The sequence below is a fragment of the Cellulomonas sp. NPDC055163 genome (assembly GCF_053607065.1).
In genome coordinates, this window is record NZ_JBSGSU010000002.1 from 95,731 (window position 1) to 117,278 (window position 21,548).

Consider the following 21,548-nt stretch of genomic DNA (forward strand, 5'->3'; position numbering starts at 1 on the left):
AGGCCGGGCGTCACCGCCCTGCGCGCGCCCCGATCGTCGCCGCGAGCGCCGTCAGGTCGCCGCACGTCGCGTCGGCGCCGGCGGCCAGGAGCACGTCGTCCGGCTGGCTCGTGCGGACCCCGAGCACGAGCCCGACGCCGGCGTCGCGGGCCGACGCGATCCCGGCCGGCGAGTCCTCGAGCGCGACGAGCGCGGCGGGCGCGAGCCCGAGGGCCTGCGCGCCGCGGCGGAACGGCTCCGGGGCCGGCTTGCCGTGCGTGCAGTCCTCCGCGGACACGAGCCGCAGCGCCCCGGGCGCCACGCCGAGCAGGTCGAGCGCGGGCAGCGCCCACGAGAGCCGCGCGGACGTCACGACGCACACGGGGACCTCGGTGCGCACGCACGCCGCGAGCAGCTCGGCGGCGCCGGCGACGACCTCGGGCCGGCCGGCCGCCAGCGCGAGCACGTCGAGCACCCCCTCGGTGAGCGCCTCAGGGTCCTCACCCGCCCACGGGCCGTCCAGCACCGGGAACACCTCGACCGCGCGCCGCCCGGCGAACTGGTGCACGACGTCGTCGGGCACGTCCCAGCCGCGCGCGGCGAAGTAGTCGCGGTACGCCTGGCGGTGCAGCGGCTCGCTGTCGACGAGCGTCCCGTCGAGGTCGACGAGCAGCCCGGCGGCGTCGGCGAGGCGCGCGGCCGCGCGGGGGCTCAGCTCCACTCGAACAGCGCGTCGCCCGGGCTGACCTGGGCACCGATCGCGACGAGCGGCGTCAGGCTCCCCGGCGCGCCCTCGAGCGCGACGACCGGGCAGATCGGCGAGCGCCCACCGGCCTCGACCGCGCCCGGATCCCAGCTGACGACCACGTCCCCGGCCTCGACGGCGTCACCCTCGGCCGCGTGCAGCTCGAAACCCTGACCCTGCAGCTGGACGGTGTCGAGCCCGAGGTGCACGAGCGCGGCGCGCCCGTCGTCGCCGACGACCACGAAGGCGTGCGCGTGCAGCTTCGCGATCGTGCCGCTGACCGGGGCGATCGCGTTGACGACGCCGTCGCGGGGCGGGTCGATCGCGAGCCCGGGGCCGACGATCTCGCCGCCGAACACCGGGTCGGGCACGTCGGCCATCGCGTGCACGACGCCCGCGACCGGGGCCAGCACCGTGAGGCCCATCAGCGGAGGTCCTCGATGTCGGAGGCGATCGTGTCGGCCTCGGGGCCCACGACGACCTGGACCGCGGTGCCCGAGCGCATGACGCCGAACGCGCCGGTGGCCTTGAGGACCGCCTCGTCGACGAGCGAGGGGTCGACGACCTCGACGCGCAGGCGCGTGATGCACGCCTCGAGGTCGACGACGTTCGCGTCGCCGCCGAGGCCCGCGAGGATCTGCTCTGCCTTGCTCATGAGTTCTCCCTTGATGTCGGGCGGGGGCTCCTCGGCCCCCACGCCTGTCGAGCGGACCTGCGGTTCACAGGAGCTCCTCGAGGTCCGCCGCGATCGTGTCGACGTGCGGGCCGACCACGACCTGCACGACCCGCCCGGCGATCATCACGCCGTGCGCGCCGGCGACGCGCAGGGCCTTGACGTCGACGAGCGCGGTGTCGCGCACCTCGGACCGCAGCCGTGTGGTGCAGGGCTCGATGTCGACGATGTTGGCGACCCCTCCGAGCGCCGCCAGAATGCTCTGGGCCTGAGCCGTCACCCGTTCCACCCTTCGTTCATGTCGCGACCCCGCTCATCGCCGGGTCGGCCGTCGTCCCGTCGCCGTGCCCCTGCTCCTGCCCAGGCGGCTGTGCCTGCGCCTCGGGGGCGGTCCCGGACCTCGGTGTCAGTGCGCGCCTCGGTGCGCGCAGCGGGACCCACAGGACGTAGCGGTCGGCCCGGTAGACCGACCGCGAGTACACGCACGCGGTCTCGCCGGCGAACGTGCGCCGGGAGAGCCGCAGGACCGCGCGCCCGACGGGGACGCGCAGCAGCTCGGCGTCGGCGGCGTGCACCTCGGTCGCGGCGACGACGTCCTCGCCCCAGTCGGGCTCGAGCCCGCGGCGCCGGAGCTCGCCGTAGACGCTCTGGGGGACGTCGCCGTCGAACAGCCCGGGCACGAGCCGGCAGGGCAGCCAGGACTGCTCGATCGCCATGGGCTCGCCGTCGGCGAACCGCACCCGGTGCAGGTAGAACGTCATCTCGCCGGGGAGGATGTCGAGCGCGTCGGCGATGTCGGGGGTGGCCTCGACGACCTCGGCGGACAGCACCTCGGAGGACGGGGTCATGCCGCGGCGCGCCATCTCCTCGCCGAACGACGCGAGGCGCACCTCGAGGTCGACCTTGCCGGGGGCGACGAACGTGCCGCGGCCCTGCTCGCGGGCCAGCAGCCCCTCGACGACGAGGGCGTCGACGGCCTGGCGCACGGTCATCCGCGAGACGCCGAACCGCTCGCACAGCGCGCGCTCGGACGGGATGGTGTCCCCCACGGCGAGCTCGTGCGTGACGAGCGAGCGCAGGTAGTCCCTGACCCGGACGTGCTTGAGAACCGAGCGACCCACCCTCATCCCCTCGTCGGGCCGCGGCGGGATCGCCGGACTCTTGACACCTTCTGCGGCATTCCATCATGGTTGCCGCAACTGGTCCAGACATCTAGTGCAGCGCGTTCGGCCAACGAAGTCCCGTCGCCCCACCCCCGCCCCACCCTCCACCCGATCGGTCCTGCGCCCCACTCGCACGGCCGCCCACCACGAGGAGTGACCCCCGTCATGACCACCACCACCGCACCCGCCACACGCGAGAAGCGGAGCATCCCCGGGCTGCCGCAGCTCCAGCGCGTCGGCCGCTCGCTCATGCTCCCGATCGCGTCCCTCCCCGCGGCCGCGCTCCTCCTGCGCCTCGGCCAGCCCGACATGCTCGGCGCCGACGGCCTCGCCGCCTCGTGGGGCGACTGGATGCTGCCCGTCGCCGCCGTGCTCGCCGCCGCGGGCAACGCGCTCTTCGCGAACCTGCCGCTCCTCTTCGCGCTCGGCGTCGCCGTCGGGTACGCGCGCAAGTCCGACGGCTCGACCGGGCTCGCCGCGCTCGTCGGCTACCTCGTCTTCAAGGGCGTGTCCGACGCGCTGTCGCCGTACGTCCTCGGCGAGCCCGAGGGCGACGCCGCACAGGAGCTCATCAACTACGGCGTGCTCGGCGGCATCGTCATGGGTCTCGTCGCGGCGCTGCTGTACCAGAAGTACTCGCGGATCAAGCTGCCGCCCTACCTCGCGTTCTTCGGCGGCCGGCGCTTCGTGCCCATCGTCACCGCGGGCATGGCGATCGTCGTCGCCGTGATCGGTGCGCTGGTCTACCCGTGGTTCGACGCGGTTCTCACCGCCGTCGGCGACTGGGTCACCGGCTCGACGATCCTCGGCGCGTTCGTCTACGGCACCGCGAACCGCCTGCTCGTCCCCATCGGCCTGCACCACCTGCTGAACTCGCTGCCCTGGTTCCAGTTCGGGGAGTACACCGACGCGAACGGCGACGTGTGGAGCGGCGACATCAACCGCTTCCTGCACGGCGACCCGACCGCGGGGACGTTCATGACCGGCTTCTTCCCGATCATGATGTTCGCGCTGCCCGCCGCCGCCCTCGCGTTCGTGCACACCGCGAAGCCCAGCAAGCGCAAGGTCATCGCCGGGATCATGGGCTCGGCCGCGCTCGTCTCGTTCGTCACGGGCGTCACCGAGCCCCTCGAGTTCTCGTTCCTGTTCCTCGCGTACCCGCTCTACGTCATCCACGCCGTGCTCACGGGCACGTCCCTCGCGCTGACGAACTGGCTGGACATCCACCAGGGCTTCGGGTTCTCCGCCGGGGTCATCGACTACCTGCTCAACTTCAACATCGCGCAGAAGCCGCTCCTGATCATCCCGATCGGGCTCGCGTACGGCGTCCTGTACTACGTGCTCTTCCGCTTCGTCATCACGCGGTGGAACCTGCGCACCCCGGGCCGCGAGGACGACGAGGCGACGGCCGACCCGAACAACGTGCTGGTCGACCAGCCCGCCGACGCGGCGCCTGCCGACGCCGTGCCCGCCGACGCCGTGCCCGCCACCGTCGGGGCACGCACCGCCGCGCAGCCCGGTGAGGGTTCCCGGAGGGGACAGATCCTGGCAAGGCGGGACCAGGGAACTGGGGTTGGTTCGCTGGCGGGACGGGAAACCAACCCACCGGGGCCTGTTAGACGACACCCCCGCCGACCGGCCCCGGGCCTCAGCCACGGAACCCGCACCCGCCCGTCGACACGTCGCCCGACAGGTCGACCGAGAGCACGAGGACCCCATGACCGACGTCCAGGACCAGCACCTCGTCACCGGCATCGGCGTGAGCCCCGGCCGCGTCGCCGGCCGCGTCACGCGCATGCCCGACGGCGTGCCCGAGCCGCCGGTCGCGCACCTGCCCGAGGGCGCGGACGCCGACGAGGCCGCCGCCCGGGTCTCCCGCGTCTCGGCCGACGTCCAGCACGCGCTCGAGGCCGCCGCCGAGCACGCGACCGGCGAGGGCCGCGAGGTCCTCGAGGCGACCGCCCTCATGGCCGCCGACCAGACGCTCGTGACGACCGCGGCAGAGCTCGTGCGCACGCAGCGCCTCGACCCCGCGCGCGCCGTGTGGGACGCCGCCGCGACCGTCATCGACCAGCTCCGCGCGATCGGCGGGTACCTCGGCGAGCGCGCCCGCGACGTCGCCGACGTGCGCGACCGGCTCGTGTGCGCGCTCGCGGGCCGCCCCGCGCCGGGCGTCCCGCACCTCGGGCACCCCATCGTGCTGCTCGCCGAGGACCTCTCCCCCGCCGACACCGCGACGCTCGACCCCGACGAGGTCCTCGCGATCGTCACGCGCGAGGGCGGACCCACGTCGCACACCGCGATCCTCGCGCGCTCGCTCGGCATCCCCGCGGTGGTGGGCGCCGCGGACGCGGCGTCGGTGCCCGAGGGCGCGCTCGTGCTCGTCGACGGCGCGGCCGGCACGGTGCTCGTGCACCCGACGGACGACGAGGTCGAGCGCGCCGCCGCCGCCGCCCGGCGGGTCCGGACGTTCGACGGCCACGGGCGAACCCGCGACGGGCACGACGTGCCGCTGCTCGCGAACATCGGGCACCCCGGCGGGGCCGCGGCCGCCGCGGCGGCGGGTGCCGAGGGCGTCGGGCTGTTCCGCACCGAGTTCTGCTTCCTCGACCGCCCCGACGCGCCCGGCGTCGAGGAGCAGGTCGCGCAGTACCGGGCCGTGCTCTCGGCGTTCCCGGGCAAGAAGGTCGTCGTGCGCACGCTCGACGCCGGTGCCGACAAGCCGCTGCCGTTCCTGACCGCCCCCGGCGAGCCGAACCCGGCGCTCGGCGTCCGCGGCCTGCGCACCGCGACGCGCGACCCCCAGGTGCTCGACGACCAGCTGGCCGCGATCGCGCTGGCCGCCACGGCGGAGAGCGCCGAGGTGTGGGTCATGGCCCCCATGGTCTCGACCGTCGCCGAGACCGCGGAGTTCGTGGAGCGCTGCGCCGCGCACGGGCTGACCACCGCGGGCGTCATGGTCGAGGTGCCCAGCGCGGCGCTCACCGCCGGGCCGATCCTCGCGCGCGCGGACTTCGCGAGCATCGGCACCAACGACCTCACGCAGTACACGATGGCCGCGGACCGGCTGCTCGGCGAGCTCGCACCGCTGTCGACGGCGTGGCAGCCCGCGGTGCTCGAGCTCGTCGCCGCGACGTGCCGGGGCGGCGCGCGCCACGACCGGCCTGTCGGCGTGTGCGGCGAGGCGGCCGCCGACCCGGCGCTCGCCGTCGTCCTCGTCGGGCTCGGCGTCACGACCCTCTCGATGACGGCGCGCGCGCTGGCCGACGTGGCCGCGGTGCTGGCGAGCGTCACGCACGCGGAGTGCGTCGATCTCGGGCAGCTCGCGCTCGGCGCGGACTCCGCCGAGGACGCGCGCGCGGCGGTGCGCGCGCGCCTCGGGGTGCTGGAGGAGCTGGGGCTGTGAGGCGCCGGCTGCTCGGGTGGTCAGCCGGCGCTGACCAGGTACGTCTCGAGGGCGTCGAGCGAGGCCTCGGCGGCGGCGCCGTCGGACTCGAGCACGACCTCCTCGCCGGCGTGCACGCCGAGCGTCATGATGCTGAGGATGCTCGACGCGGGCACCGGCTCACCGTCGGGGCGGCGCAGCGTCACCGGTGACGGCTGCTCGCCCGCGAGCTTGACGAAGAGCGCCGCGGGGCGCGCGTGCAGCCCCTCGGGGATCGCGACGGTGACGCGACGTGCGGGCATGCTGGCCTCCGGGCTCGGCGACAGTGGTCTAGACCACAGTAGCCCGTCCGGCCGTCCCCGGCCACCGACCTTCGGCCCAGGGCCCGGCTCGGGGTGACCGCGCGTCGGGCCGGGGCGATACTCGACGGGATGACCCCTCGATCCGGCACAGCCCTCGCTGCGGCGCTCCTCGCGGTGGTCCTCACGGGCTGCGGCACGGGCGGCACACCGACCACCGACCCCGGGCCGACGCAGACCGTGCGCGCCCCGGTCGCGGCCGAGCGCACCCACCCGCCGGCACCCACGGCGTCGACCCCCGCCTGGACGCCGCCGCAGCTCGACCTCACGAGCCTCCCGGTCGCGGACCCGTGGGCCGTCCTGCCGCGCGCCGTCCCGGACCCCGAGCCGAGCGCCGTGCCGAGCGGGCTGCTCGTCGCCCCGAGCACGCCCGCTGGCGCCCCGCTCTACGACGCCCCGCGCGGCGAGCCGTTCGCGCTCCTGCCCGTCGCGGCGTACCAGGGCAGCACGTCCTACCCCGTCGTCGCGCAGGACGGCGACTGGTACCAGGTCATGCTCGTGGTCCGGCGGGGGCTGCCCAGCGAGGTCGGGCCCGCGGGCGTCAACGAGGCGACCGGGTGGGTGTGGGCGGGTGACGTGACGACGAGCGCGACCGACCTGCGCATCACCGCGACGCTGAGCACCGGCGAGCTCACGCTGTGGCGCGGCGAGGAGGTGCTCGCGCGCACGGTCGCGGGCATCGGCACGCCCGCGACCCCGACGCCGGTGACGCGCACCTTCGTGATGTCCATCTACCCGGACGCCAACGCGACGTACTCGAGGCTCTTCGTGACCTTCGGCGCGCACTCCCCGACGCTCGACCAGTTCAGCGGCGGGCCCGCGCCGATCGCCATCCACGCCTACCCCAGCCACAGCGGCGCGATCTCGAACGGGTGCCTGCGCATCCCCGCGGACATGCTCGACGCGTTCGCGGGCGTCCCGCTCGGGACCCCGGTGCTCATCACGGCGTGACGTGGCCGTGTCTCACGCGGCCGCGTGCGGGGCCCAGCACGCGGGTCCGCAGCGCACAGGTCCACGGCACGCGGCGGCTCGGCGCGCGGTTGCTCGGCACGCGGTGGCTCGGCGCGCGGTGGTCCAGCACGCCGCGGCTCGGCACGCGGTGGCTCAGCGGGCGCGGCGCAGCAGGAGCCGGTTGACCCCGTAGAGCGCGACGCCGATGCCGAGCAGCACCGCCGCCCGCACGTACACGTCGCCCTCGCGCCCGGTGAGCGGGCTCGCGAGCACGAGGCTCACGACGGCGCCGAGCACGGGCGCCCAGGTCGGTGTGCGGAACCCGCGCTGCCCGCCGCCGCGCGCACCGCCTCCCGAGCGCGTCGTCCCCGGCGCGTCCGTCCCCGCGACCCCGTCCGCCCTCGCGTCGCCCGTCGTCTCTCCCGGGTCCCGCCGCAGCACGAGCACGGCGACGTTCACGACCGCGAACACCAGCAGGAGCAGCAGCACCGTCGTGTCCGCGAGCCCCGCGAGGTCACCGGTGCTCACGAGGGTCAGGGCGATCGCGATCGTGAACGCGATGGCGACCGACGGCGTCCGCCGCCGGCTCACCCGCCCGAGCACCGGCGGCACGATGCCCTCACGCGCCATCCCGTAGACGAGGCGCGAGGCCATGATCATGTTGATCAGCGCCGTGTTGCCCACCGCGAAGAGCGCGATGACCGCGAAGAGCGTCGGCGGGAACGCCAGTCCCGCGACCTTGACCACCTCGAGCAGCGGGCCGGTCGAGTCCTGGAGCGTCGCGGTGTCGACGAGCAGCGTCGAGGTGAACGCGACCGCGAGGTACACGACACCGGTGATCGCGAGCCCGCCGAACAGCGCGCGGCCGAAGTCGCGCCGCGGCTCCTGGCACTCCTCCGCCAGGTTCACCGAGTCCTCGAAGCCGAGCAGCGCGTAGAACGCGAGCGCGGTCCCGCCGAGCACCGCCGTCCAGGCGCTCGCGTCGCCGGGGTCGAGGTCGAGGGCGCGCGACGGCTCCCCGTCGCCGGTCACGACGGCCCACACGCCGATCGCGAGCACGACGAGCAGCCCCGACGCCTCGATCAGCGTGAGCACCACGTTGACCCGCATCGACTCGGAGATGCCGATGAAGTTCACGACGGCGACGAGCGCGAGGAACGCGTACGCGGCGACGAGCGTCGGCACGCTCACGAGCTCGGCGAGGTAGTCGCCCCCGAAGGCCCGCGCCGCGGCGGCGGCCGACGTGACGCCCGACATCATCACCGTGAACGCGACCATGAACGTGACGAACGGGTTGTCGAACGCCTTGTGCGCGTACAGCGCCGCACCGGCCGCACGGGGGAACTTGCCGACGAGCTCGACGTAGGACGCGGCGGTCAGCGCCGCGAGCCCGAACGCGACGAGGAACGGCACCCAGATCGCACCGCCGACCTCGCCCGCGACCTTGCCGGTCAGCGAGTAGATGCCCGCGCCGAGGATGTCGCCGACCACGAACAGCAGCAGGACCTTGCGCCCGACCGTGCGGGCCAGCGGGGCGTCCTCGCCGGCGGCGCGCCCGGAGGCGGGAGGGGCTGAGGGTGCTGACGACATGCGCGACCTCCCGGGTGCCTGACGTGCGACGATGTCCGTCCCGGGCAGTCTCGTCCTGTGCCGGGCCGCGCGCGCGCCGAGCGCGGATGCTCGGCTCGCGCACCTTGCGGCGGTGTCGCGACGCGCGCGGAGCGCACCGTGCCGGCGCCGGCGGGGGCGCGCCGTCCGCGGCGTATCTGCTGCGCCGGCCCGGGCTCCTCACCCCCATGACGCAGATGACGGGGTCCGGCGTCGGCGCGCGGCTGCGCGCCCACGTGCGGGGGCAGGTCTGGCAGCGCGAGGACGACGGGTACGACGCCGCGCGCGCGGTGTGGAACGGCGCGGTCGACCGCCGCCCCGCGGTCGTCGTGCGGTGCGCCGACGCGGAGGACGTCCGCACGGCGCTGCTCGTGGCGCGCGAGCACGGCACACCCCTGTCGGTGCGCGGCGGCGGGCACGACTGGGCCGGGCGCGCGGTCGGCGACGGCGGGGTCGTGCTCGACCTGTCGGCAATGCGCGGGGTCCGGGTCGACCCGGACGCACGCGTCGCCCACGCGCAGGGCGGCGCGCTCGTCGCGGACGTCGTCGACCCCGCGGCGGCCTGGGGGCTCGGCACCGCGACCGCCGTCGTGCGCGGCGTCGGCATGGCCGGCATGACGATGGCGGGCGGGTACGGCGGCCTCGTCGGGCGGTTCGGGCTCGCGCTCGACAACCTGCTCTCGGCGGACGTCGTCCTCCCCGACGGCACGCACGTCACCGCGGCGCCCGACGGCGACCCGGAGCTGCTGTGGGCGCTGCGCGGCGGGGGCGGCAACTTCGGGGTCGTGACCGCGGCGCGGTACCGGCTGCACCCGCTCGGCCCGGTGCTCGGCGGCATGCTGCTGTTCCCCCTGCACGAGGCCGTCGACGTGCTGCGCGGCTACCGCGACGCCATCGCCTCGGCCCCCGACGAGCTCACCGTCATGGCCGGCCTCCTGACCGGGCCCCCCGGGCAGGCCGCGGTGTTCGTCGCCCCGACGTGGAGCGGCGACCTCGCGGCGGGCGAGGCGGCCGTCGCGCCGCTGACCCGGCTCGGGACGCCCGTGGGCGGGGGCGTCGGCCCGACGCCCTACCCGGAGCTCATCCGGATGTTCGAGGCGGGCTCGCCGCCCGGGCGCTCCTACGCGCTCGGCACCCGCTGGCTCCCGGAGCTCACCGACGACGCCGTCCGCACGCTCGCGGACGCCGCCGCGAGCTGCCCCTCGCCGTCCTCGCTGCTCGCCCTGCACCACTTCCACGGCGCCGCCGCGCGGGTCGCCCCGGACGCGACCGCGTTCGCGCTGCGCCGCGACCACCTGCTCGCCGAGGTCATCGCCGGGTGGGTGCCGCCCGGCGCCGACGCGGAGGGCGCCGCGGCGGAGCAGCACGGGTGGGTCGACGAGGTCTCCACGGCGCTCGCCCCGGGTGCCCTGCCCGGCGGCTACCCGAACATCCTGGGACCCGACGACGCCGCCCGGACACGTCTCGGCTTCGGCGCGAACGCCGACCGGCTGCTCGCCGCGAAGCACCGCTACGACCCGGACGGCACGCTCTCGGCGATCGGCGCGCTCGTCCCCTGATCGGCGCCGCCCGGCGTGTCGTCCCGGCCCGCCGGACGCCGCCACCGCGTGGGCCCTCGTCGCGAGCGCGGGCCCGGCGCCGACGGCACACTGGTCGCGTCCGGCCCGCGGACGGGCGCCGGCCCGTCGCGTCCGGCGCGACGAGCGAGGAGCACGCGACGTGGACGGAGCCGACGAGGACGCCTGGTCGGCGGTCGCCGAGGGCTGGGCGGAGCTGTGGGGCCCGTTCGCCGACCCGGTGCGGCGCACGCTGCTCACGGCAGCCGGGGTCGGCCCCGGGACACGGGTCCTGGACGTCGGGTGCGGGAGCGGCGAGCTCCTCGCGCAGGCGCGCCGTCTCGGCGCGCACGCCTCGGGCGCCGACCCCGCGCCCGGGATGGTCGCCCTCGCACGGGCGCTCGCCCCCGACGCCGACGTCCGGGTCGCCGCGGCGGAGGCGCTCCCGTGGGACGACGCCCGCTTCGACGTCGTGACCGCGGTCAACTCGCTGCAGCTCGCGGCGAGCACCGCGGACGCCCTCGCGGAGGCCGTGCGGGTCACCGTGCCCGGCGGCCGGGTCGCGCTCGCGTCCTGGGCGGAGGGCGCGCTCAACGACCTCGACGTCGTCGAGCGCGCCGTCGCCACGGCGGCCGGCGAGGACGTCCCGCCGGACGGCCCGCTGCGCGAGGCCGGCGGGTTCGAGGCGCTGCTCGCCGGGAGCGGCCTGACGGTCGTCGCGGCCGGGCTCGTCGAGGTCCCGTGGGAGGTGCCGGACGACACGACGCTCGTGCGCGGGGTGCTGCTCGGCGAGGACGCCGAGGGCACCGAGTCCGGGCACCGGACCGTCGTGGACGCCGCGCGCCCGTTCCGCACCGCGCAGGGCGGCTACCGGCTCGTCAACGCCTTCCGGTACGCGGTCGCGGTGGCGCCGGCCTGAGCCTGCGGGCGCGGTCCCAGCCCGGAGCGGCGGCGCGGCGCCCGGCCCGGCTCACCCGCGCGCGATGAGCTCGGGCGGGGAGGAGCTGCGCGCGACGACGAGCAGGTCGCCCTGCACGAGGCCGAACGAGCCGTCCGGGCTCGTCGCGTCGAGCGTCCGCGCACCGAGCCGGTCGCGGCGGACCACGAGCACCGAGAACCGCACGGTGCCCTCGCTGTCGACCTGGGCCGGCCCCGGGTCGACCGTGATGCCCTGCGACCAGACGAGCTGCACGTCCGTGCCGGGCGGGAAGTTCTCGCCGTACGCGAGGACGACGGTCCCCGGCTTGCTCACCGCGGGAAGCAGCCGCAGCGTCGGGCGCTGCAGCGCGAGGTCGGCGGCGTCGGTGTCGTTCACCGGGACGGGGTCGGGGGTCGAGGACGTCACGCTCGCGCGAACCTGACCGGTCTGCGTCGACGGCGTCTCGGGCTGGTCGAGCGTCTCGGGGACCTCGGGCGCGGGGACCGGGAACGTGAGCGTCGCGGTGAGCACGCGGGTGTCTCCCGGGCCCAGCGTGCCGAGAGCGCACGTCGTGCCGGGCGGCGGGCACGCGGGGTCGGGGGTCACGGTCGCGAACGGCGGGTACGCGAGAGTCACGACCGTGCCGGACGCCGGAGCCCCCGGCGGGTCGCCGTTGCGCACGACGACCGTCGCGACCACCGGTCGCCCGCCCAGCCACGTCTCCGCCACGTCGAGCGTCACGTCCACCGCGAGGTCGGCGGTCGACGGGACGACGTCCTCGAACGGCTGGTACGCCGGCTGGGTCTCGGGCCCGGGTGCCTGCGCGACCGTGCGCAGCACGGCACCATCGAGCCCGAGCGCGTAGACGCCGCGCTGGTCGGCGTGCCCGGCGGGCTGCCCGGTGACCGCGAGCTCGGCACCGTCGGGCGACCACGCCGGGTCCTCCGTCACCGAGAGCCGCCCGCGGGACGGGGTTGCGGTCCCGTCGGGGAGGATGCCGGTGAGCTGCACGACCGCGGTCACGACCTCGGGCACGTCGGGTCCGTCGCCGCCCGCGTCGGCGAGCGTCACGAGGTGGACCGCGCCGAGGTGCTCGACCGCGAGCCGCGACCCGTCGGGCGACCACGCCGGGGCCTCGCCGAGCAGCGGGACGGTGCACGGCTCCGGGAGCGGGTTCGAGCAGGGTGCCTCCTGGGTGAGCGCCACGTCGCCCGAGCCGTCCGCCGCGTCCATCACGTGCACGCGCGGGGAGGACGGGAACGGGGTGGTCACCCGGCTCGCGAGCGCGGCGACCGCGCGGGTCCCGTCGCCGGGCACGGGCGCGCGCACCACGGCGGCCGCGGCCGGGACGACCCGGTGGACCGTCGCCGTCCGCGCGGCGGCGAGCCTGACCACCGGGCCGTCGTCGGGGTCGGCCGTCACCGTCAGGTCGTCGCTGTCGCTCGCCCGCTGCCCGTCGCTCGTCACGAGGTTCATGACCAGCGTGAGTGTCTCGTTCACCTCGACCTCGTCGCTGTCCATGCCGAGACGGAACACGGGGAGCACGACCGTCCCGGGGAACCCTCCGGGCGGCACCACGCAGGTCACGACCGCACGCCCACCGTCGAACGAGCACGCCGTGATGCCGGCCTCCGGCACGAACACCACGGTCGGCGGCAGCGCCATGCTCACCTCGACGCTGGTCGGGGCCGTGAGCACCGTGGCCTGCGCGAGGACCCGGGAGGTCTCGCCGCTCTCGATCGTCGACGTCTCGATGTCGATCGCCAGGGCCGGCGGGCCGGCCACCGTCACCTCCGCGGCGGCGGAGTCGTTCGACGGGTCGGGGTCCTCGCCCAGCCCGCGCACCGAGGCGGTGACCGGGTAGGTGTCCGGCTGCGTGCCCCTCAGGTAGAACGTCAGGGCCCGGCCGTCCACCGGCCCCGTGAGCCGGCACACCGCACCGCCGGGCTCGGGCGCGCACTCGGGCGGCGGGGTCCCGACGGCCGCGTCCACGAGTCCGCCAAAGTCGACGTGCACCTCCACGGGCGTCGTCGCGCCGGTCGCCGTGAGCGTGACCGTGACCGTCGCGACGCCGCCGGCCGGCACGAGGCTCGTGGCGGGCGTGATCCGCACCCCGAGGTCGGTCCGCGGGGTGACCTGCGCGTACGCGAGGCGCGTGCCGTCCGGCGACCAGGCCGGGTCCACGTCCGCGACGGGGTCGCCCTCGGGGTGGGCACCGACCTGCACGGTGTCGCCCGTCGCGAGGGTCACGACCCAGATCCGGGCAGCCAGGTAGCCAGCGCCGGGCAGGGGGCGGTGACGCACGAACGCGATGCGTGTCCCGTCCGGCGACCACGCCGGGTCGAGGTCGACATCCCCGGGCAGCCGGTCGTAGTCGAGCGGGGCCGCCCCGGTGCCGTCGGTCGCGGCCCGCACGAGGTGGTAGCCCTCGACCGGTGCCGACGGCGCCCACGGGTCGAGGTCCCCGGCGGCGTGCACGAGCTCGGTGCCGTCGGGCGAGTAGGTGGGCCCGACGTCGTCGAGCGGGACGTCGACGCCGTCGCGGCTGACACTCGTGCGGCCCACGGTGCGGCGGTCGGAGCCGTCGGCCCCCACGACGTCCTCGACGTCCGCGTCATGGCTCCGGCGCGTGTACACGACGTCGGACGCGACGTCGTCCCCCTCCTCGACCAGCGGGAAGCCCGGCACGAACGCGCCGTGGGACTCCGCGACGCCCCGCTCGGCGGCGACCGGCGTCGTCGGCCCGTCCTGGGCGCGCACGGGCCCGGTGCCCGTCTCGGGGCCACCGAGGACCGCGACGCGCACGACGTGCACGTCGCCGGCCGGGTCGTCGCGCGTGGTCGTGAGGAGGAGCTCGCGCGTGCCGACCGACCAGGCGGCCTCGCTGCTCTGCTGCTGCGGGACCGCCTCGCCCTCCGGCCCCGCCCAGAGCGGGACCACGGGCAGGTCGGACTGCCCCGCGAACAGGTCCGGCACGGTCACCGTCGCGAGCGAGCCGTCGGTGCGGTACCGCGTCGTGGTGAACACGACGTGCGCCTCGCCGCGGGTGTCGGTGCCGGGCATGACCGCGGGCTGGGTGTCGGCGCTCGGGCCGGTCGTGAGCTGGACGAGCCCGGCCTCGCCGCCGGCCGCCAGGTCCACCTGGACCGCGTAGAGGTCGCCGAGCGTCGGCGCCGCGGCGGCTTCCGGCGGCGTCGCCGGGTCGGGCCGGTCGCTGCTGAAGACCAGGACCTCGCTGCCCAGGGCCCAGGCCGGCCACGTGTCGTCGGCCGCGTCCGTGGTGACCCGCACGGCGGCGAGCGGTGCGTCGTCGGTGCAGCTCGCGGGTGCCTCGCCGAGGGGCACGACCCAGATGTCCCAGCCGCCCGCGCGGTCCGACGCGAACGCGACCGCGTCGCCCGACGGGGACAGCACGGGGTGGCTCTCACGGGCGTCGTTGGCGCAGGTGACGCGCAGCGGCGGCTCGGAGTCGGGCGGGTCGACCCACACCTCCCCGTCGGCGTCGCCGCCGGAGGTGCTGACGAACGCGAAGGTCTGCTCCGCTGCGGAGCCCTCGCCGGTGTGCACCGCGCGGGCGTCGACCGCGGGCGGCGGGATCGTCCCCGGGCCGATCTGGTACGTGGCGGGCGGCTCGTCGCCGCCGCCCTCACCGTCGTCGTCGACGAACCGGAAGACGCGAGCGGTGCGGAGCTCGTCGCGGTCCGCCGTGAACCCCAGGCGCGCGTCGGCACGGGCCGGCAGCACGGTCGCGACGCCGGCCGCCCGCACCGAGGACGCGGGCACGGCCGACAGGCCCACGGCCGCGGGCAGCGCGCACGCGAGGGCCAGGACCAGCACCGGGGAGGAGTGCCGCACGTCGGACCGCCCGTCTCGTCGACCGGGACGCCGCACCCGGGCACCGGGCAGCGGCGTCGTCGTCCTCCACCCTGCCGAGCGGTGCGCCCGCGACCGCACCGGCGCGGGGCAGACGATGGGGTGAGGCGACCGGCCCCAAAGGGCAGAGCGCCGGGTGGCGCCGCCCGGACCGGGTGCGGGGTCGAGGCGGCCTGGGTCCGCGCGCCGCCTCGACCCCGTGGCACGACGAGGCGCACGACCCGGCGCGCACGACCGGGCGCACGACCCGGCGCACACTGGGGTGATGGTGGTGCGCCGCAGGGTCGTCGTCCGCGGGGAGGTCCAGGGCGTCGGTTTCCGCTGGGCGTGCGCCCGCGAGGCGCAGGCCCTGGGGGTGCACGGCTGGGTGCGCAACCGGCCCGACGGCGCGGTCGAGGCGGTCGCGGAGGGCGACCCCGCGGCGGTCGAGCAGCTCGTGGCCTGGGCGCGACGTGGTCCGTCGCACGCGCACGTGGCCGCCGCCGAGGTCACGTCCGAGGAGCCCGAGGGGCTGCCGGGCTTCCGGATCGTCGCCTGACGTGCCACGGCCGCCCGGCCGTCACGTGTCCGCGCCGTCCTCACGCTGCTCGGGCAGGGCCGGCAGCTCGCCCCGCGGGACCCCGCCCGGCCGGCCGTCGAGCCCCGGTCCGCGACCGTCGTGCTCGTCCCACGTGCGCGCGAGCCCGCTGCGGTGGTCGCCCGCGGCGTGGCCGAGCGCGAAGCCGCCGGCACCGGCGACACCCGCCGCGAGCAGCGCCGCGAGCGCGAGCGCGAGGAGCGGACGGGCCGAGACCCGCTCCCGGAGCCGGGAGGTCACATGCCCGAGACGCCCCGGCGGCGGGGTGGCGTCCGTCGGGACGGCGTGCACGACGGCCGGCGCGGGCTGGTGCACGGAAGTCGGCGCGGCGGCCGTCGGTGCGGCGAGCGTCGGTGCGGCGGCCGTCGGTGCGGCGACCGTCGGTGTGGCGGCCGTCGGTGCGGCGACCGTCGGTGCGGCGGCTGCGGGCGAGGTCGCCGTCGGCCCGTCGACCGTCGGCGCGACGGCCGCTGGCGCGGCGACCGTCGGTGTGGCCGCCGTCGGCGCAGCGGCTGCGGGCGCGGTGGCCGTCGGCCGGGGCGGTGCCGTGTCGGCCGGGTCGGGCGTGGTTCCGGGACGGGGCTCCGGCGCGGCGTTCGTGGTCATGGGGGCCTCCTGGCTCGGTCGTGCGGGCGCACCGTGCGCCGAGGTCCAGGCAACGACGGGCACCTGGGCGGGTGGCAGACGCCGCCTGTGCGCCCGCCGTGAGACGGGTGTGCGCGCTGCCCGTGGGCACGCGTCCTGGCGTGCCGCGCACGCGTGCACGTCACCCCAGGAGCCGGACCGTCCCTGCCGTCCCGTCGACCTCCACGGGGTCGCCGTCGCGCACCGCCGCGAGGACACCGGGAACCGCGAGCACCGCGGGGATGCCGTGCTCGCGGGCGACGACGGCGGCGTGCGAGAGGACCCCGCCCGTCTGCGTGACGACCGCCGCCACCACGCCGAACAGCCGCGTCCACGCCGGGTCGGTGAAGCGGCACACGAGCACGTCCCCCGCCCGGACGGCGTCGAAGCCCTCGGGTCCGGTGACCACGCGCACCGGCCCTCGTCGCACGCCGCGGCTCCCGGGCACCCCGCGGAGCACCAGCGCCTCGGGCGGCGCGGCGGCGGAGGGCTCGGCGGCGGAGGGTTCCGGCGACCCGCGCCCCGGGAGACCCGCGGTCACCGGCCGCGCCTGCAGCACGTGCACGACGCCGCCGGCGACCGCCCACTCGACGTCCTGCGGGCCGCCGAGCAGCGTCGCGAGGTCACGGCCGAGGTCCGCGAGCCCGCGCACCGCGGCGTCGTCGAGGCAGCGCGCGGCCGCGAGCGCACCGGCGACCGCCGCGGTGCGGACGACCGTCCCGGCCCGGTCGACGCGCGTCGTCTTGGCGCCCACCCGCGTCTCGACCGCCCCCGAGGCGTGCACCACGTGCCGGTCGGGCGTCACGAGACCGCCGACGACCGACTCGCCGAGCCCCCAGGACGCCTCGACGACGACGGGGTCGCCTGGCGCGTCACCGGTGAACAGCACCCCCGCGACGTAAGCGTCGACGTGCCGCTGGACGAGCACCGCGGTCGCCGGGGTGGCGGTGTCGTCGTCGAGCCGCCGGTAGGCGACCGCCTCGGGTGACCAGAGCGACGCCCAGCACGCGCGCACGGCGTCGACGACCGCACCGGCGCCGCGGACCCCGAGCCGCGTGAGGTGCTGCCCCGCGGCGGTGCGTGTCGTGCCGTCCTCGCCGGTGGCGGACGAGCGGACGGCGACCGGACCGCCGCCGAGCCGCACGAGCACCCGCTCGACCTCGCGGAGGAGCGCCGGCGGGAGGTCGGCCTGCGCGAGGGCGCGCTGCGCCGCCTCCGGCCCGCCCCGGCGCACGAGTCCTGCGACGTCGAGCCGCTGCGCCGCCGCACGGTACGCGGCGAGCGGCACGACCGCGCCCGGCGGCACGGGGAGGCCGGCGCGCACGAGCCGCCCGAGGGTCCCGGCCTTGCCGCCCGCGACGGCGGTGGTCGCTTCCTCGAGTGTCAGCAGCACGAGACCCTCGTCCTCTCCCGCCCGAGTCCCGGACGACGTGCGTCATCAACGAATTGTTGACAACATCTCGTTGATGATGCACGGTCGGCCCATGGAGCACAACGACCCGGCGCCGACCGAGGCAGCGGCGGGCACCGCGCAGGCCGACCAGACGCAGGCCGGCGACGAGCACCGCGCACGCACCCTGCTGCTCGACCTGGGCGCGGCCGGCCTCGACGCGCGCCCCTGGGAGCCCGGCGGCACGCCGCCCTCCGCGGTCGACCTCGTCCGTTTCTTCCTCTGGCGGTCCGGCCGCGACCACCCGGGCGGCACGCGCTCGGACGGCACGCGTACGGACGGCACGCGCTCGGGCGGCACGCGCCCGGACAGCCCGGAGGCGGCCCGCGCCGCCCTCACCCTCCTGCCCGCCGCGCGCGCCGAGCTCGACGGGGTCGAGACCGCGCTGCTGTTCACCGCGCGCGGCGCGGGCCTGACCTGGGCGCAGATGGCGGACGCGCTGGGCATGAACTCGCCGCAGGCGTGCCAGCAGCGCCTCGACCGCCTGCTGACCCGACGTGCGCGCGACGACCGCGGGCGGCCCGCGTGACGCGCACGTCGCCGGACGCGCTGCTCACGCTGCATGCCGTCCGCCTGCGCGGCTTCACGGGCGCCGAGGCTGCCGCACGCCGCTTCGCGCTCGACCCGGACGCCGTCGAGGAGCTGCTGCTGGACCACCAGGCGCTCGGTCTCGTCGCGTGGTCGGAGTTCGCCGGGCTCGGCGGCTGGTCGCTGACCGACCGCGGGCGCGCGCACGGCGAGCAGCTCCTCACCGCGGAGCTCGCCGCCGTCCCGGGCGGGCGCGAGGCCGTGGCCGCGACCCACACGGCGTTCCTGCCCCTCAACGACCGGCTGCAGAGCGCGTGCACGAGCTGGCAGCTGCGCCCCCGGCCCGGGGACCCGCTCGCGGAGAACGACCACACCGACCCCGCGTGGGACGGCCTGGTCGTCGCGGAGCTCGACGCGCTCGCCCGGGCGCTCGTCGCGCTCGTGGCCCGGCTGACAGGGGTGCTGGACCGCTTCGGCGGGTACGACCGGCGGTTCTCCACAGCGCTCGACCGCGTCCTCGCGGGCGACGGGAGCTGGGTCAACCGGACCGGCGAGGACTCGTGCCATACGGTGTGGTTCGAGCTGCACGAGGACCTGATCGCGACGCTCGGGCTGTCGCGCGGCGCCTGAGCCGCACCGGCTGCCGTCGCACCACCCCGACGGCCCGGGTCACGTGAGCGTCGGCAGCACCTGGTCGCGGGCGAGCACCGTCCGGAACGGGTCCCCGCGCTCCGCGACCCGGTCGAGCACCGTGCGCAGCGTGAACGCGTCGGGCCGCAGCCAGTCCTCGTCGAGCTCCTCCCACGTGATCGGCGCCGACACCGGTCCCCCGGGCGCCGCGCGCGGGCTGTACGGCGCCACGAGCGTCTTGTTGACCGCGTTCTGCGTGTAGTCGAGCCGCGCGAGCCCCCCGCGCTCGTGCACGCCCCAGCGCCAGCTCACGAGCTCGGGCACGACAGCGCCGACCGTGCGCGAGACACGCTCGACCCACGCGCGCGTGTCGTCGAACCCCGGGCCGGGAGCGATCGGGACCCAGATCTGGATGCCGCGCCGGCCGGTGAGCTTCGGCTGGGCGCGCACGCCGAGGTGCTCGAACGCGTCGCGGTGCAGGCGCGCGAGCAGCACGACGTCCTCCCACGCGGTCGACGTGCCCGGGTCGAGGTCGACGAGCGCGTAGCTCGGGCGCTGCGGCTCGGCGGTCGGCGAGGTCCACGCGTGCCACTCGAGGGCCCCGAAGTTCGCGGCCCACACGAGCGCGGCGGGCTCGTCGACCACGAGGTACGTGCGCGTGTCCCCCGGCTCGACGTCGGGCCGGTCCCACCGCGGCAGCCAGTCGGGCGCGTGCCCCGGGAGCTCCTTGTGCCAGAACCCGGAGCCGCCCGCACCCTGCGGGAACCGGTGCATGTTGAGCGCGCGGCCCCGCAGGTACGGCAGCGCCACGGGGGCGATCCGCGCGGCGTAGCGGACGAGCTCGCGCTTGGTCACGGGCTCCTCGCCGGGCCGGGCGGGGAACAGCACCTTGTCGAGGTTCGTGACCTTGAGCCTGCGCCCGTGCACCTCCCACGTCCCGCCGGGGCCGAGGTCGTCGAGCGCGGCGAGCTCGTCGTCGGTCGGGGCGGCGACGTCCGGGGGCACCGCGACCGACGCCTGCGCCGCCGGGAGGTCGGAGCGCCAGAGCCGGTCGGGGTCGGCCTTGACCTCGTCGTTCGTCCGCCCGCTCAGCACCGAGTGCGGGTGGTCCTCGGCGTCCCAGCCCTCGACGGCGTGCTCGTCGCGCTTGTGCAGCAGGAGCCACTGCTCCTTGCCGTGCGCGCCGGGCCCGCCGCTGCGCACGAGGACGAACCGGCCGCGCAGCTTCGACCCGTGCAGCTCGACGTGCAGCTCGCCCGCCGCGACCTCGGCGCCGGGGTCGTCGCTCTTGTACGGCTCCCACGTCCCCCGGTCCCACACGATGACGTCGCCGCCGCCGTACTCGCCGGACGGGATGACACCCTCGAAGTCCTCGTACTCGAGCGGGTGGTCCTCGACGTGCACCGCCATGCGCCGCACCTGGGGGTCGAGCGTCGGCCCGCGCGGCACCGCCCAGCTCACGAGCACCCCGTCGATCTCGAAGCGCACGTCGTAGTGCAGGCGGCGGGCGCGGTGGCGCTGCACGACGAAGCGCCGCTGCCCCTCGACGGCGCCGGGCGCGGGCGTGCCCGACGGCTCGGGGGTCCGCGCGAAGTCGCGCATCGCCCGGTACGTCTCGAGCTCGCCGGTCTGCCGCTCCCGCGCTGCCACCACCCGGCCCCCTGACCTCGGCCCGCGGACCGTGCCCACGGGCGGCGCGCGGTGCTGCGCCGTGCTCACGCTAGGACGCCGGAGAGCGGGCCGCACGTGTGCGCCGCGCGACCGGCCGGCGCCCGCCGCTCACTCCCGCGTGAGCGGCGGGTGCAGGGCGGTCGCGTCGCCGCGGCGGTACACCGTGGCGGGCCGGCCGCGTCCCTCGGTCCGGGTGCGCCCGGTGTCGACGAGGAACCCCGGGGCGCCCGTGACCTTGCGGTGGAAGTTGCGGGGGTCGAGGTGCTGGCCCCACACGGTCTCGTAGACCTGGCGGAGCTGCGCGACGGTGAACTCGGGCGGGCAGAAGGCGGTCGCGAGCGGGCTGTACTCGAGCTTCGCGCGGGCCCGTTCGAGCCCGTCGGCCAGCACGCGCGCGTGGTCGAAGGCGAGGGCGTCGCCGAGCGCCGCGTCGACCGGGACCCAGTCGGCGGCGGCCGCGTCGGTCCCGGCGCGGGGTTCGGGGAGGTCGGGGGCGAGCGCGAGGTACGCGACGGACACGACGCGCATCCGCGGGTCGCGCTCGGGCTCCCCGTACGAGCCGAGCTGTTCGAGGTGCCCGGGGACGTCCCGGAGCCCGGTCTCCTCGGCGAGCTCGCGCTCCGCGGCGGCGTCGAGCCCCTCGTCCGGGCGCACGAACCCGCCGGGGAGCGCGCGCTGCCCGCGGAACGGCTCCGCGCCACGCTCGACGAGCAGGACCTGCAGCGTCGCGCCCCGGAGCGTGAGCACGACGAGGTCCACGGTCACCGCGAACCGCGGGTAGGCGGAGGGCGTGTAGGTGCGGGGTCCCATGCGGGCCACTCTATATCGTCAAGTTGACGATTAACCACGTACTGTTT

19 protein-coding genes and 1 pseudogene are annotated in these 21,548 nt (G+C 76.7%); 8 read left to right on the top strand and 12 right to left on the bottom strand.

From position 1 onward, the window contains the following. Positions 1-10 precede the first annotated feature (10 nt). The 5 genes from ACWFNE_RS04175 to ACWFNE_RS04195 all read right to left on the bottom strand — a co-directional run bounded on the left by ACWFNE_RS04175 (position 11) and on the right by ACWFNE_RS04195 (position 2,518). Positions 11-700, bottom strand: a complete 690-nt coding sequence (locus ACWFNE_RS04175; RefSeq protein WP_452121210.1) for an HAD family hydrolase — start codon at positions 698-700, stop codon at positions 11-13. Next, positions 691-1,149: a PTS sugar transporter subunit IIA gene (locus tag ACWFNE_RS04180; RefSeq protein ID WP_452121211.1), complete on the bottom strand. Its 459-nt coding sequence runs from the start codon at positions 1,147-1,149 to the stop codon at positions 691-693. The genes ACWFNE_RS04175 and ACWFNE_RS04180 overlap by 10 nt, the downstream gene beginning before the upstream one ends. Further along, on the bottom strand, positions 1,149-1,379 hold the full coding sequence (locus tag ACWFNE_RS04185; RefSeq protein ID WP_034630937.1) for a PTS transporter subunit EIIB: 231 nt from the start codon (positions 1,377-1,379) through the stop codon (positions 1,149-1,151). Before ACWFNE_RS04185 ends, ACWFNE_RS04180 begins: the two co-directional genes overlap by 1 nt. A 64-nt stretch (positions 1,380-1,443) precedes the next feature. Next, entirely contained in the window at positions 1,444-1,677 is a 234-nt protein-coding gene (locus ACWFNE_RS04190; protein WP_183295614.1) for a glucose PTS transporter subunit EIIB, read from the bottom strand. A gap of 16 nt (positions 1,678-1,693) precedes the next feature. Next, positions 1,694-2,518, bottom strand: a complete 825-nt coding sequence (locus ACWFNE_RS04195) for a GntR family transcriptional regulator (RefSeq protein WP_452121212.1) — start codon at positions 2,516-2,518, stop codon at positions 1,694-1,696. 207 nt (positions 2,519-2,725) lie between these two features. Here ACWFNE_RS04195 and ACWFNE_RS04200 point away from each other — a divergent pair. Together ACWFNE_RS04200 and ptsP are read left to right on the top strand one after the other, a co-directional pair. Next, positions 2,726-3,973, top strand: a pseudogene (locus tag ACWFNE_RS04200) (PTS transporter subunit EIIC); the annotation flags it as partial. Between the two features lie 304 nt (positions 3,974-4,277). Then, on the top strand, positions 4,278-5,966 hold the full coding sequence (gene ptsP / locus ACWFNE_RS04205) for a phosphoenolpyruvate--protein phosphotransferase (protein ID WP_452121213.1): 1,689 nt from the start codon (positions 4,278-4,280) through the stop codon (positions 5,964-5,966). Positions 5,967-5,986: 20 nt separating this feature from the next. Here the strand turns inward: ptsP and ACWFNE_RS04210 are convergent, their stop codons facing one another. Further along, on the bottom strand, positions 5,987-6,247 hold the full coding sequence (locus tag ACWFNE_RS04210; protein ID WP_452121214.1) for an HPr family phosphocarrier protein: 261 nt from the start codon (positions 6,245-6,247) through the stop codon (positions 5,987-5,989). A gap of 129 nt (positions 6,248-6,376) precedes the next feature. Between ACWFNE_RS04210 and ACWFNE_RS04215 the strand changes: the two genes are divergently transcribed. After that, positions 6,377-7,255 carry a L,D-transpeptidase family protein gene (locus tag ACWFNE_RS04215; RefSeq protein ID WP_452121215.1) on the top strand — a complete coding sequence of 293 codons (879 nt, stop codon included), beginning with the start codon at positions 6,377-6,379 and terminating at the stop codon, positions 7,253-7,255. Between the two features lie 153 nt (positions 7,256-7,408). On the opposite strand, the gene ACWFNE_RS04220 is transcribed toward ACWFNE_RS04215, so the two are convergent. Then, positions 7,409-8,845 carry an APC family permease gene (locus ACWFNE_RS04220; RefSeq protein ID WP_452121216.1) on the bottom strand — a complete coding sequence of 479 codons (1,437 nt, stop codon included), beginning with the start codon at positions 8,843-8,845 and terminating at the stop codon, positions 7,409-7,411. Positions 8,846-9,051: 206 nt separating this feature from the next. On the opposite strand from ACWFNE_RS04220, the gene ACWFNE_RS04225 reads away from it, so the two are divergent. Both ACWFNE_RS04225 and ACWFNE_RS04230 read left to right on the top strand, forming a co-directional pair. Beyond that, the gene (locus ACWFNE_RS04225; protein ID WP_452121217.1) at positions 9,052-10,422 is read left to right on the top strand and encodes an FAD-binding oxidoreductase; all 1,371 of its coding nucleotides are present in this window, start codon (positions 9,052-9,054) and stop codon (positions 10,420-10,422) included. A 160-nt stretch (positions 10,423-10,582) separates the two neighbouring features. After that, positions 10,583-11,338, top strand: a complete 756-nt coding sequence (locus tag ACWFNE_RS04230; protein ID WP_452121218.1) for a class I SAM-dependent methyltransferase — start codon at positions 10,583-10,585, stop codon at positions 11,336-11,338. Positions 11,339-11,389: 51 nt separating this feature from the next. Here ACWFNE_RS04230 and ACWFNE_RS04235 read toward each other — a convergent pair whose 3' ends face one another. Further along, positions 11,390-15,193, bottom strand: coding sequence for a hypothetical protein (locus ACWFNE_RS04235; protein WP_452121219.1), 3,804 nt, complete (start codon positions 15,191-15,193; stop codon positions 11,390-11,392). A 283-nt stretch (positions 15,194-15,476) separates the two neighbouring features. On the opposite strand from ACWFNE_RS04235, the gene ACWFNE_RS04240 reads away from it, so the two are divergent. Next, entirely contained in the window at positions 15,477-15,749 is a 273-nt protein-coding gene (locus ACWFNE_RS04240; protein ID WP_452121220.1) for an acylphosphatase, read from the top strand. 21 nt (positions 15,750-15,770) lie between these two features. On the opposite strand, the gene ACWFNE_RS04245 is transcribed toward ACWFNE_RS04240, so the two are convergent. Further along, complete coding sequence (locus tag ACWFNE_RS04245; protein ID WP_452121221.1) at positions 15,771-16,394, bottom strand: hypothetical protein; 624 nt, start codon at positions 16,392-16,394, stop codon at positions 15,771-15,773. Positions 16,395-16,554: 160 nt separating this feature from the next. Next, positions 16,555-17,805 (bottom strand): PEP/pyruvate-binding domain-containing protein, encoded by a 1,251-nt coding sequence (locus ACWFNE_RS04250; RefSeq protein ID WP_452121222.1) that lies wholly within the window; start codon positions 17,803-17,805, stop codon positions 16,555-16,557. 91 nt (positions 17,806-17,896) lie between these two features. On the opposite strand from ACWFNE_RS04250, the gene ACWFNE_RS04255 reads away from it, so the two are divergent. After that, complete coding sequence (locus tag ACWFNE_RS04255) at positions 17,897-18,391, top strand: DNA-binding protein (protein WP_452121223.1); 495 nt, start codon at positions 17,897-17,899, stop codon at positions 18,389-18,391. After that, positions 18,388-19,020: a transcriptional regulator gene (locus tag ACWFNE_RS04260; RefSeq protein ID WP_452121224.1), complete on the top strand. Its 633-nt coding sequence runs from the start codon at positions 18,388-18,390 to the stop codon at positions 19,018-19,020. Before ACWFNE_RS04255 ends, ACWFNE_RS04260 begins: the two co-directional genes overlap by 4 nt. Before the next feature lie 39 nt (positions 19,021-19,059). Here the strand turns inward: ACWFNE_RS04260 and ligD are convergent, their stop codons facing one another. Beyond that, the gene (gene ligD, locus ACWFNE_RS04265; protein ID WP_452121225.1) at positions 19,060-20,670 is read right to left on the bottom strand and encodes a non-homologous end-joining DNA ligase LigD; all 1,611 of its coding nucleotides are present in this window, start codon (positions 20,668-20,670) and stop codon (positions 19,060-19,062) included. Positions 20,671-20,799: 129 nt separating this feature from the next. Beyond that, on the bottom strand, positions 20,800-21,501 hold the full coding sequence (locus ACWFNE_RS04270; protein WP_452121226.1) for an NUDIX hydrolase: 702 nt from the start codon (positions 21,499-21,501) through the stop codon (positions 20,800-20,802). Between the last annotated feature and the right edge of the window lie 47 nt (positions 21,502-21,548).